The organism is Bradyrhizobium sp. 44, from assembly GCF_023073095.1.
Taxonomy (GTDB): domain Bacteria; phylum Pseudomonadota; class Alphaproteobacteria; order Rhizobiales; family Xanthobacteraceae; genus Bradyrhizobium.
This window is the reverse complement of the sequence record NZ_JADPIY010000039.1, coordinates 1-16,220: the sequence shown is the minus strand read 5'-3', so window position 1 is coordinate 16,220 and position 16,220 is coordinate 1. Positions and strand designations below refer to the sequence as shown.

Genomic DNA, 16,220 nt, shown 5'->3' with positions numbered 1-16,220 from the left:
CTCGGGCCCGGACCTCGGGTGAAAACTTGTTCGTCGTCTTGCTCGTCATGGCTCCATCCTCTCAGGAGTTGGAGCCTCCGGCAAACCCGGGGCGGTTCAAGTGGCTTCAGGAACGTTCGGGTAGTGCCGTCATTTGGAGAGCGATGACGAGCACGACCGTAGTTCTCATTCCAGGCATGCTGAAAGCACTACGGCTGACGCGCGTCTACGGCTTTATGGTCGAGCGCAGAGACGGCCATGCTGGGAGCAACCTGCCGGCGTGCTCAAAGGTTTTGGCAGAGAAGATGATCGAAGGCCGCTGGTTGGTGAAACAGGGGGAGCGTTATCAGCCTACAGAGAAGGGTTGGAAAGCAGGAAAAGCAGGTTCGGATGTCGGGTAGGAGAAAGGCTGGCTCGAACTGCATACAGCGGGACTCGTGCGGCTGCTGACACCAAGCGAGAATCTAGCGGCGCCGTGAGAGGAACCGGACGGGCAGTTTTTGCTTGAGTCGAATGCCGGCTCCCGCCGAGCTGGCGGGCGGCCCGGACCTACCCTCAATAGCCCCCCTGAACCCGGGGCCGTGTCTCCGCGGTATTCGTCACTCGCCTTAGGGTGTCGCTACTCTCCGGAACGTATCGCATCGATCGTGTGCGCAATCAGGATTGCGACGCTCACGCCAATGAGAATGACTGAAAGCCAGACGATCACGTTCCTCTCCGTCCACCTCCTCAAGTGAACGCGCTCAACCGCGCACAGTCAAAACCAACAAGCCCAACAGCTTGGATTTGGCGCTGGGCTGAGGATTCTTGGCAACTCTTGCGTACGCAGTCGGCCCTATCGGCGGAAGGCCAGCACGAGAAGGAGACCAACAACGCACGCCGCGAGTAACAGTAGCAAAGTACCCACGGCCCCCCCCGAACCATCAAAAATCAAATGAAACTTGCATGCAAGAATATCATTTAATTCGGTTTGTCAGAGCTACATAAATGGATTAAATCGAATTGATTAATCAACCAGTAATGAGTAATCCCGTGTTCCTGTGCCTCGCATTAGCAACATTGATCTTAGTCGCGGCAGCGATTTTCTCAGTCTACTTAGCGTTTGATCTTCCCGTTGATAACTATTTACGCGACGAGTAATCGTCAGCACTCTTTAAACAGATTGGATCATGGTGCTTCTCGGGACGGGGCCGTGGGGGACATACACGGCTTTGTGCTTGGGTGAGAGCCCGCCAGCCAGCCCGGCGGCGCTCTCCCTCAGCGCATTATGGTTCAGATTAATTACTAATTTGATTTGTGATTTAGATCATATTGTAGCCGCTCAGCTTGCCGGTATGATGCATTCACCGGGGCTGGCTCATATTTCACTTAGATCGTTTTCACCCGGATTTTTTTTGACCATCGCGTTGGCCGCAGCAGTCCCCCTGCTGCGGCCTTCGTCGTTTGGCGCCACGGGCAGGCCATCCCTCGAGTCCGAAATCAACAACGTACGTTAAGCAGCTGAATTAGTTTTGTGCCCTTGCTAAAATAAACAGTTTGCCGACACGCAAGCTTGCGTTCTAAAAAACGGCTGCCGGGGCTGGCTCATAGTTCGCTTAGATTTTTCACCCGGATTTTTCGAGGATGACAGCCGCAGCAGTTCCCTGCTGCGGCTGTCGGTCCGGAGTCGCAAATGACTTTTCCCGAGAATGATCGCGAAGTGTTGTGTCTGGTGAGTGCCTTTAAAGAAATCAAGAGCCGTGGGAAGCGGCGCGCACTGTTGATGCTGGTTGAAGAGCTCGCGCAGAAGGCTGATCAGACCTCCGACGAAAGAACCGCCGGGGGTGACGCCGGCGGGGTTGCGATTCGAATTGCCGAAAAATCCGGTAATAAAGGCGGCTAGCCACTCAAATCAGCCGCCTAGCCTCGCGATTCGACGTTTGGCTTGGCAGCTCTCAGAGGCTGTCCCCGCAGCATCGCGCGCGGCGCACTGTAGTCGCGCACGCCAAGGGCCCCGCCCGCCGCAGGCGGCGCTCAGCTGCCATGTAGCCGGCAACCATTCCTAAACCCGCGTCCTGTACAGTTTCACCATGAATCATGAGGATAAACCCGAGTGGTTTTTACCCAGCCTCCGGCGCAGCTATGCCCGCTTGGCGGCTTGGATGACGCGCGGTAACCGTGCGCCGGAGCCCACCCGTTTGCCAGCGCCGCCTCGATTAGAGCGCCCAGCGCGTGTTCCAGACCCACCGAGGCGGCCTGCACCGCCGCGCCTTTAAGGGCCGTCTTCAAATGGCGAATAGTCGCACATTGGTACGTCCGTGGTTGCCGAGAGGAGGAATTGCTTTCGCTCTTTGGCGCAGGTGCCACGGCTGAGCAGGCTGGCGAGCGGCTAGGCCGCACACGCCAATCAGTTTATGCCCGCTTGCAGCGCTTTCAGAAACAGCGGGGTAGAACGAGCAGGAAAAGCGGAAAGTTATTCCCGCAGTTGACAGAGGAGTAACGAAGATCGACGTGCGAGCTTAGCCTGCTACCTTCAGCTCACCGAACGCGTTGTTCCCTTGGTGCTGCGTGCCGAAGGCCGTTGACCCGAATTTTAGTTTATAGCTTAACGTATGCTTAAAGTCCTTTGCCTATTGCAGGTTGCAAAGGATTCCGGATGCCCTTTAGCCCTTATTCCGCCGCCAACCACTTAGGTCGCTTCGCCAGGGACGAGCGCGGCAATATCGCCGTCATCTTCGCCATCGCCTTGCTGCCGATTTTGTCATTCGTCGGGGCCGCGATCGACTACAGCCGCGCCAGTCGCGCCCGCACCGCGATGCAGGGTGCGCTCGATTCAGCCGCGCTAATGGTCGCTAAGAACTTGTCCGACGGGAAGATCACGGCTGATCAAGTCCCGACCGCTGGCGCGGCTTACTTCACCGCACTCTATACCGAGATAGACAGCCAAAACGTCAAGGCATCAGCCACCTACACCGCCAACAACGGCGGCAAGGGATCCACGATAAGAATGACGGCGTCGGGCGAAATCAAGAGCCAGTTCATGCAGATTGCTGGGTTTCCAACCCTCGACTTCAGCGTCGGCTCGACTTCGACTTGGGGGAACAGCCTGCTTCGCGTCGCGCTGGTGCTCGACAACACCGGCTCGATGGCGGGCACCAAGATCAGCAACCTGAAGACTGCATCCAAGAACCTTGTCGACAAGCTCGGGGCGCTTGCGAAGACCCCGGGGGACGTCATGCTCTCCGTGATTCCATTCGCGAGCGCCGTCAACGTGGGCACCGATAAGGCCTCGGCCGCGTGGTTGCGTTGGGATCTATGGGACCCCAGGTCGGAGGATTCCTCCGGCAACTCCTACTGCAGCAGCGGCCGGAGCTCCTGGTACACGATGGCGATGTGCAAGGGGCACGGCTACACCTGGAGCCATTCCGTCGGCTCGCCTTCGACTTCGAACTGGAACGGCTGCGTCTCCGACCGCGATCAGAGCTATGACGTCTCCGACGCGTTGCCATCGGCGTTGACGACCCAATTTGTCGCCGATCAGGACCCGTACTGCCCTGCCAAGATGCTGGCGCTGACCAGCACATCCAGCACCGTCAAGAGCACTATCGACGCGATGTCGGCGAACGGCGGCACCAATCAGACCATCGGCCTGCACTGGGGCTGGTTATCGCTGCTGCAGCAGGCGCCGCTGAACGCACCGGCCGAGGACGTCAACAACGTCTACCAGCACGTGATCATCCTGTTCACCGACGGTCAGAACACAGTCAACCGCTGGAATGGCGACGGGTCCATGACGTCGTCGTCGACCGAACGCGGCAAGATCGACACGCGGATGGAGGCTCTGTGCGCCGCGGTCAAGGCTAAAAACACGACCATCTACACGGTCCAGCTTGATGACGGGACTGGCGTGTCGCCCGTGCTGCCCAAATGTGCAAGCGGCTCGGCAAACTTCTTCATGCTGAGCAACCCGAGTGAGATCGACACCGCCTTCACACAGATCGGCACCTCGATCTCCAAGTTGCGCGTTTCGAAGTAGACCCACATGTGTATTTTGCTTGGTCCTGGCCCAGGGGAAGCAAAGGCTGGCGACAGCACACAGAGCCCCCTAAGGGCGAAATCGTAGCCGCACATGAGCTCCGACCCGACGTCACTTGTTGGCCCTCAGGTCCCCTAAGTTGAAGCGGCCGTTAGGGCGCGGCCAGCCGGCTAATGGCTGCACGTCTAGGCAGCATAGATTAATCTAAGTTGGGCTTCGAACCGGATGCTGCGCTTGCCCGCAAGTGCTGTGCCCTCAAGAGAGCCGCCCCCCGCATTGCAAGTCCCTGAAAAGCCAATTCCGATCTCGTGTCCTCCAAAAACTGGGTCTTCACCTCGCGCTGGCGTGTGTTCCTGATTGACCATCTGCCCTTTCCATCGTCCATTAGACGAGGAATACGACCCTAGATAGTAAAAGAAAGCATCGCCCCCCAAGATACGTCCGTTGTTCAAAAGCATTGGTCAGTCCACCGGGGACACCATCCAAAATGCTCAAACGAATGGAGTATAATCCGTCGGTAATGCCAGCTTCGCCGACTAAACCGGGTGCCGCCAGGTCGCTCTCGTCTAGCGGAGTCATGACGGATCGAAAAACGGCGTTATGAGCTGCACCCGGTTCCGAAGACGCCAAGTTAGGTGTTTTATGGAGCAGGAGGTGCGTCATGGAGAGAAGGCAGTTTACGCGGGAGTTCAAGCTTGAGGCCGTGCGGCTGATCAAGCAGCGCGGCGTGTCGTATGCGCAGGCGTCGAATGACCTTGGTATTCATCCGACACAGTTGCGTAGTTGGGTGAAGCTGCTTGCGGATGATCCGCAACATGCATTCCCCGGCCACGGTCAGATGAAGCCGGAGCAGTTGGAGATCGCGCAGCTCAAGCGTGAGGTCACCAAGCTGAAGGCCGAACGGGACATCCTAAAAAAAGCCGCTGCCTACTTCGCGAAGGAATCGACGTGAAGTTCGGTTTCGTTGCGAAGCACCGAAGGATCTGGCCGGCGGAATGGTTGTGCGAGGCGCTCGGTGTCTCGCGGGGTGGGTTCTATGCCTGGCTGACACGGCCGCGCAGTGAACGCAGCCGGACCGAAGAAGAGCTCGGCGCGAAGGTTCGTGCCAGCTTCCTGGCCAGCGACCGAACCTATGGCGCCAGGCGAGTGTGGCACGACCTACTGGCCGAAGGAATATCGTGCGGGCTACACCGGATCGAACGATTGATGCGGCTGCAGGCCCTCAAAGCACGCCCGCGACGGCGTCGACTGCCGCCCGATCTGGGTGAGCGGCAGGTCGCCGCCGTCGCTCCCAACGTGCTCGACCGCTCCTTCGAAGCGCCCGCTCCCAACCGCAAATGGATCGCTGACTTCACGTATGTTTGGACGGCGGAGGGTTGGCTCTATGTCGCCGCCGTCGTTGATCTGTTCTCGCGGCGGGTGGTCGGCTGGTCAATGAGTCCAGCGATGACGGCACAGCTCGTCACCGATGCCCTGGTGATGGCGATCTGGCGACGAGGCAAACCGGACGCGCTGCTGCATCATTCCGATCGCGGCAGCCAATACACCAGCGAACCGTTCCAGAGGCTGATGGCCGATCACGGCGTGATCTGCTCGATGAGCCGGTCAGGTAACGTCTGGGACAACGCCGCAATGGAGAGCTTCTTCTCGTCCTTGAAGACCGAGCGAACTGCGCGCAAAGTGTACCGGTCACGCAACGAGGCCAAGGCCGACGTGTTCGACTACATCGAGCGCTTCTATAACCCGAAGCGAAGGCACTCGACGATCGGGTATTTGAGTCCTATGGAGTTCGAACGGCAGGCTGGATTAGCTTAAGCCGGTGTCAACGGAACCGGGTGCAGCTCATTAGGCACCTGCGGTGATCCGCCTTCGAAGTGAAACGCCTTGCCGACGGCCCGTCCGCTGACAGATATCGTCGAAACGTCGGAGCCGAGCAGCGATTGATGACCGACATCGAAATTGTGCCGTCGGCTCGTCACATCGACGTGTATTTCGTCTTCCGCAATTCGGTAGGTGCCTATATGGGCGAACCCTGAATTGCCCCCCAACAACTTGCCCCCACGAACGTAGGTAACGCTACGTCCAACCGCTTCGTTGATCCTGAATTCGCTTTTGAAAAACCCATTGAAAAGGTTCTGCAAGTTGCCCATCCGCACCGTAGTTCGCCTCGTGATCTTAACCAGCTTAGCAGAAGAGCCAAATCCAGCGATACGAAACTGCACCGTCTGACGAAAAGAAGACGGAGGAGCCTCGATCCTGGCTTGGGCCGTTGGCTGATTGTTGGATTGGCAAAGCCGGAGATAAAGTGTGCATTTTGGTTCCAAAACGCGACCATCTGTATGGCCCGAGAACACTAATTTCGTGAGCAGATCGCAAAGCCCATCAGGAGAGCTACGTGCAGCCTAGGGTAAAGTGCCTGCTCCATCTGGTCGAAACATTCGGATCTCAGGATTCGATATGCAGGAGGCTGTCCAGTTGGTGACTGTGTATCCGCTAGTAACAGTACGTAATAACCCTTCTTAGGAGACATAGAGAAGGTCTGATCAACTCAGCATGAGAGTCTTTCTAGAGCGTACCCAGATAGTGTCATAATAGGAGCTACTAATGTATAGCAGTAGAAGCGGATACACAGTCGCCAACTCGGTATTGATACCCGGGTTGAATGAATGGATTTTAGATCACGCTAGCACTGACTGGTGGAGCCCGTTTTACATCAATTTTATGTTCGAACGTCTTCCTGGATCGGAGGAGGCGGTATTGGCGCAGATGCGTAAAGCCATTGAAAAGTACTACGGCCGATCTAGTAAACGTTTTGATAGGGCACCCAGATCCGCACACTCTCAATCGCGTATACCGCGGTTGCTTCTCTTTCCCGACAAGCCTGTTGCCAAGCGCGAAATGGCTTCTTTACGAGAGGTCTCAATGAATGCCGGGGGCCTCCACTACAACGGGCCCATGATGATTCCGCGGTATTCGCGTTTCCGTGGATGCGTCATTGATCATCTTGAACAAAAGCAGCAGGCGTATACTCTCCACGGGATCAGACGCATTCATGTGAAGCCTATCCACGGCGCTGCTGGCATCGCTGAATACGCCTGCAAGACAATCAAACGGAATAGGGCTGATCAAGACGCAATTCTAGCCTTGCCACGCAGCATGAGCGAATTGCCGGACCGGGATTGATCTGTGCAAGCCGTCTCGCTGTCGAATGTGCGTTATGAGATGTGCACGTAGACGTTTGAGATGTGCACGCAGCTATAGTCGGATGTTCACGGAGCGCCTTGCGCTAGTGCATTTTGTCTAGCCGGCCAGGGTTTTTGCGATAATTCTATGCGCCTTTGTGCCTGACATGCGCCCGACTAATGGTAGTGACTCCGCCAGGGCATAGATCGCTCGCCTAACGTTCGGTTGATTCACAAGGATCGTCGAAGGCGCTTGCGTCGGGAGCACTACGATCGCGGCGGGCGGCAGCGCCACCATCGACGCCTATGCCATGAACATTGGCAGCGGCGTATCAGGAGCATCGACCGCGAAAATATACTTTTCGACCGACGCCACCATCACGGCGTCAGATACAGTGCTCGCGACTGTGAACTCTGGGGCACTGACGAGCGCCGGCCAGGCCGGATATTTCGATCATCAGACGCTCCCCGTGACGCTGGCCGCCAATCTTGCGCCAGGCACCTACTACATCGGCGGCATTGCCGACGCCAACAACCAGATCAACGAGAGCAACGAGGCCAACAACACCTACAACGTCACGAAAATCACCGTGACGGCCCCGCCGCAACCCGACCTCTCCGAATATGTGAGCGTCGGGAGCACCACCATCGGGGGCGGCGGCAGTACCACGATCGACGCTTACGCCATGAACATCGGCAGCGGCGTATCAGGGGCATCGACCGCGAAAATATACCTTTCGACCGACGCCACCATCACGACGTCAGATGCTAGCGACCCTCAATTCGCCGGCACTGACGAGCGTCGGCCAGGCCGGCTACTACGACCATCAGAACCTGTCGGTGGCGCTCGCAGCCAATCTCGCGCCAGGGACTTACTACATTGGCGGCATCGCCGACGATGGCAATCAGGTCAGCGAAGCCAACGAAGCCAACAATACCTACAACGTCACGCAGATTACTGTGACGAGCTCAGCTGCTTTCAGCCTTGCGGCTGGCCAGGATCACAGCGACACCTTTGTGTTTAAGCCGGGATTCAAGAACGTCACCATCACCGACTTCGATCTCGCGAGCGATATAATAGAGATTGAGCGCACAGTATTCGCGAATGCTGAGGCGCTTGTCGCTTCCGCCTTTGAAGACGGCAACGGCAGTGTGGTGATCGCTGCCACGTCAAACGACACGATTACGATCGACAATGTGGGTTTGGCCGAATTGCATCAGCATCAAGCCGACTTTCATTTTGTCTGAAGGAAATGGTGCGATCTAAGCTCCTAAGCCGATGGCGGCAATAACTGTGCGACCAGCATCGCTGCCGAGATTCATAAATCAAGCTTTCGTACGCTTTGTCTCGGCCAGTGGCCGACTTCTTCCATAACGTTTGGTATGCGAACACGTCGGCAAAAGTCCCAGCATGAAAGTCGCTAGACCAATGGGTCATTGCCTTTCGGCTGCTGCAAGAACTTAGGTGGGTGGGCTCGGATATCGCGGGCGGGGCGTTCGGTCGGGTCGCGGCCGAGCTTGAGCTGCAGCTCGACGAGGTCGATGAAGACGTCGGCCTGCCGGCGCAGCTCGTCGGCGATCATCGGCGGCTGGCTGGCGATCGTGGAAATCAAGGTGACCCGCACGCCGCGGCGCTGAACGGCCTCGACCAGAGAGCGGAAGTCGCCGTCACCCGAGAACAGCACCATCTGGTCGATGTGCTCGGCCAGCTCCATGGCGTTCACGGCGAGCTCGATGTCCATGTTGCCCTTGACCTTGCGGCGGCCGGATGCGTCGATGAACTCCTTGGTCGCCTTGGTGACGACGGTGTAGCCGTTGTAGCCGAGCCAGTCGATCAGCGGGCGGATCGAGGAGTACTCCTGATCCTCGATGATGGCGGTGTAGTAGAACGCCCTCAGCAGCGTCCCGCGACTCTGAAACTCCTTCAACAGGCGCTTGTAATCGATGTCGAAGCCCAGAGTTTTCGCTGTCGCGTAGAGATTGGCTCCATCGATGAAGAGCGCGATCTTGTCGGTAGGTGAATGGGACATCGTCTGAGCTTTCGGCGGGGCAAGAAGGAAAAAACATCCCAGTTTTCGTCACGCAAATATTTTCGGTCGCACTCTCTATGGGTAGCCACCGGCGCTCGTCGCTTAGCGCTAAACGTTTTAAGCTTCAACTAATATCTGACTCTGTGGTGGAACTCTACCACCGTCCGAAAGTTCTCCCGTCAAATTTCTAATGTATCCTGTCCATTTCCAAGTGCGCATTTGAAGGTGCTACGGATGAAAGCTGGCGATTTTTCCTCTTTGATATGTCGATGCATCGGCGCGGTCGTGCCTGGCGATGGTGCATCATTGACCGCTCGGGCACCCCTTTGTTGATGGGCACCGAGTGCAGCAGGGCTGCAGCTCGTTACCGGGCCACCAGGGAAACTTTTCCAAATGTTATTGGCGGCTCCGTATCGGAATCACTTTCACCGGCAGCCTGGTCGCTCTCCTCAAAGAGTGAGGCGCCACGCACCCCCCGACCTAGAGGGAAGGCGTGGGTCGAATCGAGAGGTCAATAGCCCGATGCGCCGGGCTAAGGCGCCTGCGTGAGGGGCAGAAGATGCTCTACGAAGTCAAGGTTGATCATAAGCGCGCAAGATGAGCGCGGAAACTGATTACTGCACTTTTCGCCCGAGGTCTCGCAGGAGCGCCTGGAGAAAATCACTCGCATTGTCGTACCGAGCGCCGCCGCTCGCGAGTTCACGAGCGCGCGGCTCCACTACACTTCCAACCGTTTCCGGACCGAGTAGATCAGCTGTTTCGGACCATTTCTGCAGAAGGCTGTCAGGAATGTATTCCGCAGACCGAACAACCTCAAAAGGGATTCTTCGCCTTTGGTTTTATGGTCGTGATGAGCTTTCGCCGCGTAGAATGCTAATAATCCACGAAAAGCATCACGGGAAACGGCTGGTTTGGCCATTGCAATGTCCCCGCAGAATTGAGTGCTCAACGAAGAGGCCACTGAAAGGCGGCCTGGGAGTTCGATGTGCTGACCCCAAACAACTTGTACTGAAATGCCTGCTGCAGCCTTGCCGTTGCTACAGAACCCCAGTGTAAATAGATGAGAGATGAATGTGCCAGCCCGGTTACAGCAGCATGGCAAGATGATTCGCTTCTGCCAACAAGAATCTGACAGACGCCGGGAAAAACTTGGCAATCCCGAGCTTATGTTAGATTGATTGACGTATCACCGGGCCTTCGGTGAGCGAGGGATCATGATGATCTATCAGATTTACGTGCTCGACGAGCTTGGCGATGCCTTAAGTTTGGATCTAGTCGACTGCGCGACGGAGGTCGAAGCAAAGGAAAGGGCCGCTGCGATGGTGGACGAGCACCCCGTAGAACTTTGGTGCGGGGATCGACGCCTCATCCGCCTGGAGCCGCAACTGGACTAGAGCTTATACTCAACGCCGTTCAACCCGCGCGCGGTGGCGGCGCCTTGTCAGTCAATCTTTGAGACCGGACATGGCCAGAGACAGTTATCCTTCAAAGGGCCGCCAGGTTGGCGGCTCCTTGCACGACATCGACAATTCCGCTTGGGATCCGTTGCCGACCTGAGACCGTGGCGATCAACGTCCACATCCAAGAAATATACTGACGAGCCAAGAGATCGCCGCCACTTCGCATTTTGACCCGAAGCGGAATCGCCTGCTGAGAAATGGCTTAGCGACCGCTGCGTGGTGGCAGCTTGGCAGCTATTACTTCGCCTCCCTAACAACACAGAGGTGGCAGCTTACGCCGCGCGGCGGTATGTCGCTGAGACGAGATGGGCCTTGCGCCAGCAACCCCGGCCAGACGGTAGACTGGCTCACTGCGGCGGGTAGTCGGCCGGTTGCAGAACTCGCGAGGCTAAAGGTCGTCCAAAGATTGAAGGCGGTTTGGACGTAGGACCTTTTGCGATATTGGAGACAACTGCGGCATCGGCACGGGGTCCCCATAGTTCAGATGTTCTGTAACCTATGCTGTGGTACCCAGCTCTGATGGCACGCTATGTCTACTCGAGAATTATCCATGAAGCCGCCATTGCTGTCGCGACCCGGGCAACTATCAAAAGGAGAAGTCGGCACAACGATGGAGATGCTTCGAAATCTGCGTTTAGAAGTTGCGGCAGCCGAGGGTGGAACAGAGCTTCGTCGCTTCCGTTAAAACGTCCGAGCTCTACGTCACAAGAGCAGGACTGGGATGCGACTCTTCAAAAGGCGACGATGATGCTGGCTATGCGGTCAAGGTCTGACCCAGATCTCGCGCAAGCTTCACGGCAAGCGCGATGATTGTTAGCGTCGGACCCGCTTGGCCAGATGTGGGCATCACGGCCGAGCTCAAGACGTGTAAATTCGGGACGTCAAAGGTACGGAGGGAGCGATCTACGACGGCATCTCTTCGGTCCAGCCCCATCCTTGCTGTGCCGATCTGATGTGTCCCATGGCGCGCCCTGGCGAGCACAGTATCCTCTAACTCCTCGTTGGGATAGCGATAGTGGAGTGTACCGACGCTTGTTCGATCAAGCCACTTTTGCAAAAGTCGGTGAGATCGAACAAGACTTTCCGCATTTCTGCGATCAAATTTCAGGCACACAGACAATCTCGGAACTCCGAGTCTGTCGGTGTCGCGGTTTAGCCACACGCGACTGGAGCGGTCCGAAAGTTGCTCTTGGTGGTACGCCAGACCATAACGCCGCATTCGGTTCTTTACAAAAAATCCCGGAAGACGAGCCGTCGCAACGTATCTTTGGTAAGCGAACTTTGGCAGAAAGGCAGCGATGCGTGGCAGATCTCGCATCGCGTTTTCGAGATGCCGCGTCCAAGCCACGTCTGGCCTCAGGTGACGCATTCGGATTGCTTCGGGTAGTACCCTCCTGGCGAGCGGCCCGAGAGCCACCGTTAGATAAGCGAGCGACGAAATGCCGGAGCCGTGTGAAGCATCCGAGACGGGCATCACGATCGGCCAAAACGCACAATTGAGTAACTTGTTCTCCCGCTGAACTTCGTCTGAAAGGATCATGCGCCGACGCACATATGAACCATTGCCATCAAGAAGAAAGCCAAATGCATCGACATGGTTGTCACTTGCAAAGGTGATGTTCGCGATGTCTCCAACCAAATGAGCCATATAATAGCGACCAAGTGGTCCGCCTGTGCCACCAAAGATCTCGGGGTGTTCGCGCTGGATCGTTAGCAACAGCCTGGTGCTCTCAAGACCACCGCAGGCTATCACGACCTCCCTGACCGGGATGGTGATGCGTTCGCGACCAGATCTGGACACGACGATTTCGCCTATTGCCCCGTTTTCCCGAAGAGCGAACCCGATCACCGTCGCATTGAGGCGAACGTCAATGCGTGGAGATGACAGCGACGTCTTGTGAGCTCTTTGAAATTTTGGTCTATTGGAAAATCTCTCAAGACGATGAGTATCGACCTGCGCGCGGTCGTGAAGCGCGTCATGCATTGCGGCAGCGGTGAAAGCCGGCTCGCCACACGAAGCGTAACTACAGGCAGCTGCATAAAATGGGAGGAGCTCCTCGAATGCGATAGGCCACTTCGCTTCGGTCAACCCCGGTCGTGCTGAGAAGTCGATTGGGTCGAGTGGTTGACACCTCGCCCCCCAAAGATTGGATGCACCACCAAAGCGTCTAGAAACGCAAACCGCCATCTCGTAGTGGCTGTTTACATCAATGATCTGCGCGCCAGAGAGTTGTTGCGCGTCTCTGGATCCACCCTTCGCTCCACTTTCGAGCAAGAGTACCGATTTCCCGATCCGGGCACACTCAAGCGCCAGAGTAATACCAGCGGGGCCGGCTCCGATTACTGTCACATCGGCGTTGTTGGAGGCGAGGCCATGAAGGCCATGTGCAATCATTATTTAAAGATCCTGACACTTAGATAAATGGCAGGGTGCGACAATTCCAATCGGCAGGAAACCACACATGTTAATGTGTCTTGCAACGGCTTTTCTCTAATGCACCTTAGTTGGCTCCGCCGTTGCCTGATAGGTAAGCAGGAATGACACTTTGCTTGGCGGAATGAAACGCTGGCGTTCAAGCCCCCAAAGCAGTTCGCTTCGCCACTCGCATAGATGACGGACCGGGCAGATACAGAATGACATCGACCGCGATGGCGGACTTACACACCGACTTGCCGGACGCCGCTCAACGCCATTAATGGGCGCTGAGGCAGCGCCACGCCCTTTGATGGGTCGCCGCTGGGGCAACGGTAGCGGACGTCGTGATGGTGGCGCCGGTTGAAAAAGTGCATTTTCGCTGTCGAGGCACCCGAAGTATCGCTACCAATGTTGATGGCATAGGCGTCGATGGTGGCGCTGCCGCCCGCCGCGATGTTCGTACTGCCGACGCTCACATATTCAGAGAGATCGGGTTGCGGCGGAGCCGTGGCGCGCTGCCACTAAGCTAATTCCGGCCTCGAATTTCTCATGCAACTGCTCGCGCTCCGTCTTAGTCTTAGCGAGAGCACTTTCAAGGCGACACTGCATATCGCCAGGCGTTCTTTGATCGCTTCCATAGTCGTCAATTGGCAATCACTGCGCGTCTGAGCTGAAGTGCTCATCGATGTCCTCGCAACGGTTCAAAACAGGTCGCAAAACAATGGCGAGGCCTGTCGGGAAATCTCTGAAATGAACTTAGGGCCAGCCTCGGATATTTGATTGTGCGAGAACGAACCGCACGAAGCAACTTAGCCTTTGGATTAATCTAACTAAGCAAGGTTAGCAGTCGCCCGTTTGGGTCTCGCAACCGTTTCATGGATCTGGCGGTTCAGTGATGGCCGCGGTGGGGGTCACGAAATCAAAAAGGCCATGGATTATCTGCGGAGACTGCGCCTTGAGGTCATATCACTGAGCTCGAGGCCGAACTTCGCCGTACCAACGTGCGAGTTTTGCGCCTAAGAATTCGAAGATTCCCGAATCGCTTTGGCAAGGAAGTAAATCTGCGGCTGCCGAGAGGAAGGCCGCAGCAGGGGGACTGCCGCGGCCCGCATTTTCAAAAAATTCCGGGTGAAGACGATCTAAGTGCAATATAAATGAAGCTGAAACCGCCGTGGATTGCATGGGCGACTGAGAATTTGATGCCGTAGAATGCGGAAGTCAACTCAGCGTAGTCGACCAGTAGCAGTCGCCATGGAAAATATCCATCCTGCGAGACCAAGCCTTCGTTCCGCAGAAATAGACCAGTAGAACTCGCGACGGCCATTGCATAACGTCTGCAGGTGATGAGGCCCCACGGGGCATTATCCGACGATGCGATAAGCGCGCAGGCTCAATTAGAAACTCTGCTGCCTGCCAGCCTTAGCTTCTTTTCTTAACGGGGAATCTGCACTTGCGCCGACGAATCTCCTTAGTTGTCATCCTCACTAAGGCTGGCTATCATCCAACATTATTGTTTTGATTATTGCTTTAAGGTGTGGCGATGGTTTTCTGGGACATAGTCCGTGTATTTTTCCCGAAAGTAGTTTTGGTCGCCTTAGCACTGTTTGCGTTTAGGCTGGTCGTGTTGACGTTATTGGAGAAACGCAACTTAGCTCATGTTGTGGTTTATCGCGAGGTGCTGCCGAAAGATATACTCGTTACTTTCGTGATTGGTTTCGGTGTTTTTCCGATTTCAAATTTTTTAAATCGCTGGATTGCGTATGAGCCAGAGCTCCCGCGCTTAGTCATGGAATTGCCGCTGGCGATCCGCATCGTGCTCTACCTCCTGATCGGCGATCTTGGACATTACTGGGTGCACAGACTCATGCACACACGTCACTTCTGGCGTACTCACAAGTGGCATCACGCGCCTACATACATGTATTGGTTAGCCGGCGTCCGCGCTTCGGTCACGCAGGTGACGTTGGTCAATCTACCATACATCGCGGCTGGAGCGTTTCTCGCGTTCTCCCCGTGGTGGATTTTTTGGGCTATTATCCTAAAGAACACTGCGCAGAATGATTTCATGCACTTCAACCGATGGTGGGGCAACCGATGGCTTGAGTGGTTCATCGTAACGCCTCGTTACCATCATATTCATCACAGTGATAATCCGGACCATTATAACAGCAATTTAGCCGCGCTATTTCCAATCTGGGATCACCTGTTCGGAACTTACGTTGACCCCGACACGGTCCAAAAACCTTTACGTTTTGGCATTGGAGAATCTGTACCGCCGATCCGACTTTTCATTGGTATTTGAGAGAGTCGCGCCGCGCGGTGGTGGCGCCATGCGTTATTTTGTCGAGGCTGGCGAACAGCTGGGTGCTGCCCGTACAGCATCAAACGTCCAGGTTTCGGTCCGGGGATGCCGAGGATCAAACATTGGTGGCGCGTGAGATCGGACGGTAGTAACGAGCATTGGGCCACCATCGCCTCACAAAACTTGTAAATTGAACGACGTCGATCCCCTAGGCGACCTAGCGCTTCCGCAGCGCCGCGAGGATTGCGGCTTGAACCCTATTCGCCTGCTGGCGCGTAGGCTCTGGTGACTTCCCGGCAAGAAGCGCTTTGCAGATATTGTCCGCCGTCATCGGCTTCTTAGCAGTCCGCACGACTTTATAGCGGAAGGCTCGGTGACGTGATCACGGAGGACAGGCCAAAGGCGAACTCACGAAGCGTCGGAAAACCGACGTTGGAACTCGCTGCCTCGATCGTTGCGCCGCTCTATTGGGCTCAGCGAGGAGACCACGAGCCGCTTTTGCGCGAAACGGCACCGCCTTCTGTCTGCGCACGGCCGAGGCGCTGTTCGGGGTACTGCGGCTCACGTCGGCGAGAGGCCCGGCGGATGGCGGGAGTCGTGCATGCGATACGGGCGCCGTTGCCGGCAGGCCACCATTAGAAATGCCCGGTCGTTAAAGGGTAAGCGCTGTTTCGGTCCCACCTTCCATTGAAGGCGTCGAGCGAGGCATGATCGATCTCTGATTGGAGATCGGCTTGTGTCTAAGCTTGACCATATGCTTGAGCCCAGGACCTCGGTTCGCCGGGTCGAGGTCATCACGGAGAGCGGCCGACGCCGGCAGTTCTCGGCCGACGACA

The 16,220-nt window shown here is 56.3% G+C and carries 12 protein-coding genes and 2 pseudogenes; 9 read left to right on the top strand and 5 right to left on the bottom strand.

The genetic code is table 11. The features are described 5' to 3' along the window. From IVB41_RS34575 to IVB41_RS34565, 3 genes are all read left to right on the top strand, one after another. Positions 1-380 (top strand): hypothetical protein (locus IVB41_RS34575; RefSeq protein ID WP_247439173.1); only part of this gene is annotated, 380 nt, incomplete at its 5' end. Positions 381-1,651: 1,271 nt separating this feature from the next. Then, positions 1,652-1,861, top strand: a complete 210-nt coding sequence (locus IVB41_RS34570) for a hypothetical protein (RefSeq protein WP_247439170.1) — start codon at positions 1,652-1,654, stop codon at positions 1,859-1,861. A 723-nt stretch (positions 1,862-2,584) separates the two neighbouring features. Then, on the top strand, positions 2,585-3,994 hold the full coding sequence (locus IVB41_RS34565) for a TadE/TadG family type IV pilus assembly protein (protein WP_247439168.1): 1,410 nt from the start codon (positions 2,585-2,587) through the stop codon (positions 3,992-3,994). Positions 3,995-4,179: 185 nt separating this feature from the next. Here the strand turns inward: IVB41_RS34565 and IVB41_RS34560 are convergent. Further along, a pseudogene (locus tag IVB41_RS34560) lies at positions 4,180-4,585 on the bottom strand (GrlR family regulatory protein); the annotation flags it as partial. 70 nt (positions 4,586-4,655) lie between these two features. On the opposite strand from IVB41_RS34560, the gene IVB41_RS34555 reads away from it, so the two are divergent. Then, positions 4,656-5,809 (top strand): IS3 family transposase gene (locus IVB41_RS34555; protein ID WP_247439165.1). Its coding sequence is split into 2 segments (ribosomal slippage): positions 4,656-4,914 and positions 4,914-5,809, totalling 1,155 coding nucleotides; the frame shifts between segments, so codons are not numbered across the junction. Here IVB41_RS34555 and IVB41_RS34550 read toward each other — a convergent pair. Then, on the bottom strand, positions 5,806-6,135 hold the full coding sequence (locus IVB41_RS34550) for a hypothetical protein (RefSeq protein WP_247439155.1): 330 nt from the start codon (positions 6,133-6,135) through the stop codon (positions 5,806-5,808). The genes IVB41_RS34555 and IVB41_RS34550 overlap by 4 nt on opposite strands. Before the next feature lie 463 nt (positions 6,136-6,598). On the opposite strand from IVB41_RS34550, the gene IVB41_RS34545 reads away from it, so the two are divergent. The 3 genes and pseudogenes from IVB41_RS34545 (at position 6,599) to IVB41_RS34540 (ending at position 8,424) form a co-directional block, all read left to right on the top strand. Continuing rightward, a complete protein-coding gene (locus tag IVB41_RS34545; protein ID WP_247439153.1) occupies positions 6,599-7,177 on the top strand; it encodes a hypothetical protein in 579 nt (192 codons plus the stop codon). A 238-nt stretch (positions 7,178-7,415) separates the two neighbouring features. Further along, positions 7,416-7,739, top strand: a pseudogene (locus IVB41_RS35990) (CARDB domain-containing protein); the annotation flags it as partial. Between the two features lie 202 nt (positions 7,740-7,941). Further along, complete coding sequence (locus IVB41_RS34540) at positions 7,942-8,424, top strand: hypothetical protein (protein ID WP_027568054.1); 483 nt, start codon at positions 7,942-7,944, stop codon at positions 8,422-8,424. 173 nt (positions 8,425-8,597) lie between these two features. On the opposite strand, the gene IVB41_RS34535 is transcribed toward IVB41_RS34540, so the two are convergent. Together IVB41_RS34535 and IVB41_RS34530 are read right to left on the bottom strand one after the other, a co-directional pair. Then, entirely contained in the window at positions 8,598-9,206 is a 609-nt protein-coding gene (locus tag IVB41_RS34535) for an NYN domain-containing protein (RefSeq protein WP_247439150.1), read from the bottom strand. A 718-nt stretch (positions 9,207-9,924) separates the two neighbouring features. Then, complete coding sequence (locus IVB41_RS34530) at positions 9,925-10,125, bottom strand: hypothetical protein (RefSeq protein WP_247439149.1); 201 nt, start codon at positions 10,123-10,125, stop codon at positions 9,925-9,927. Between the two features lie 295 nt (positions 10,126-10,420). Between IVB41_RS34530 and IVB41_RS34525 the strand changes: the two genes are divergently transcribed. Beyond that, positions 10,421-10,600 carry a hypothetical protein gene (locus IVB41_RS34525; RefSeq protein WP_155809772.1) on the top strand — a complete coding sequence of 60 codons (180 nt, stop codon included), beginning with the start codon at positions 10,421-10,423 and terminating at the stop codon, positions 10,598-10,600. Positions 10,601-11,420: 820 nt separating this feature from the next. On the opposite strand, the gene IVB41_RS34520 is transcribed toward IVB41_RS34525, so the two are convergent. Beyond that, positions 11,421-13,061: an FAD-dependent oxidoreductase gene (locus IVB41_RS34520; RefSeq protein WP_247439147.1), complete on the bottom strand. Its 1,641-nt coding sequence runs from the start codon at positions 13,059-13,061 to the stop codon at positions 11,421-11,423. A gap of 1,561 nt (positions 13,062-14,622) precedes the next feature. Between IVB41_RS34520 and IVB41_RS34515 the strand changes: the two genes are divergently transcribed. Next, positions 14,623-15,384, top strand: a complete 762-nt coding sequence (locus IVB41_RS34515; RefSeq protein WP_247439145.1) for a sterol desaturase family protein — start codon at positions 14,623-14,625, stop codon at positions 15,382-15,384. Positions 15,385-16,220: the final 836 nt, after the last annotated feature.

Excerpts from the sequence above, each read along its gene's own strand:
- IVB41_RS34525 (WP_155809772.1), top strand. The coding sequence starts at position 10,421 with ATGATGATCTATCAGATTTACGTGCTCGACGAGCTTGGCGATGCCTTA.
- IVB41_RS34540 (WP_027568054.1), top strand. The coding sequence starts at position 7,942 with ATGCTAGCGACCCTCAATTCGCCGGCACTGACGAGCGTCGGCCAGGCC.
- IVB41_RS34530 (WP_247439149.1), bottom strand. The coding sequence starts at position 10,125 with ATGGCCAAACCAGCCGTTTCCCGTGATGCTTTTCGTGGATTATTAGCA.
- IVB41_RS34515 (WP_247439145.1), top strand. The coding sequence starts at position 14,623 with ATGGTTTTCTGGGACATAGTCCGTGTATTTTTCCCGAAAGTAGTTTTG.
- IVB41_RS34545 (WP_247439153.1), top strand. The coding sequence starts at position 6,599 with ATGTATAGCAGTAGAAGCGGATACACAGTCGCCAACTCGGTATTGATA.
- IVB41_RS34535 (WP_247439150.1), bottom strand. The coding sequence starts at position 9,206 with ATGTCCCATTCACCTACCGACAAGATCGCGCTCTTCATCGATGGAGCC.
- IVB41_RS34520 (WP_247439147.1), bottom strand. The coding sequence starts at position 13,061 with ATGATTGCACATGGCCTTCATGGCCTCGCCTCCAACAACGCCGATGTG.
- IVB41_RS34570 (WP_247439170.1), top strand. The coding sequence starts at position 1,652 with ATGACTTTTCCCGAGAATGATCGCGAAGTGTTGTGTCTGGTGAGTGCC.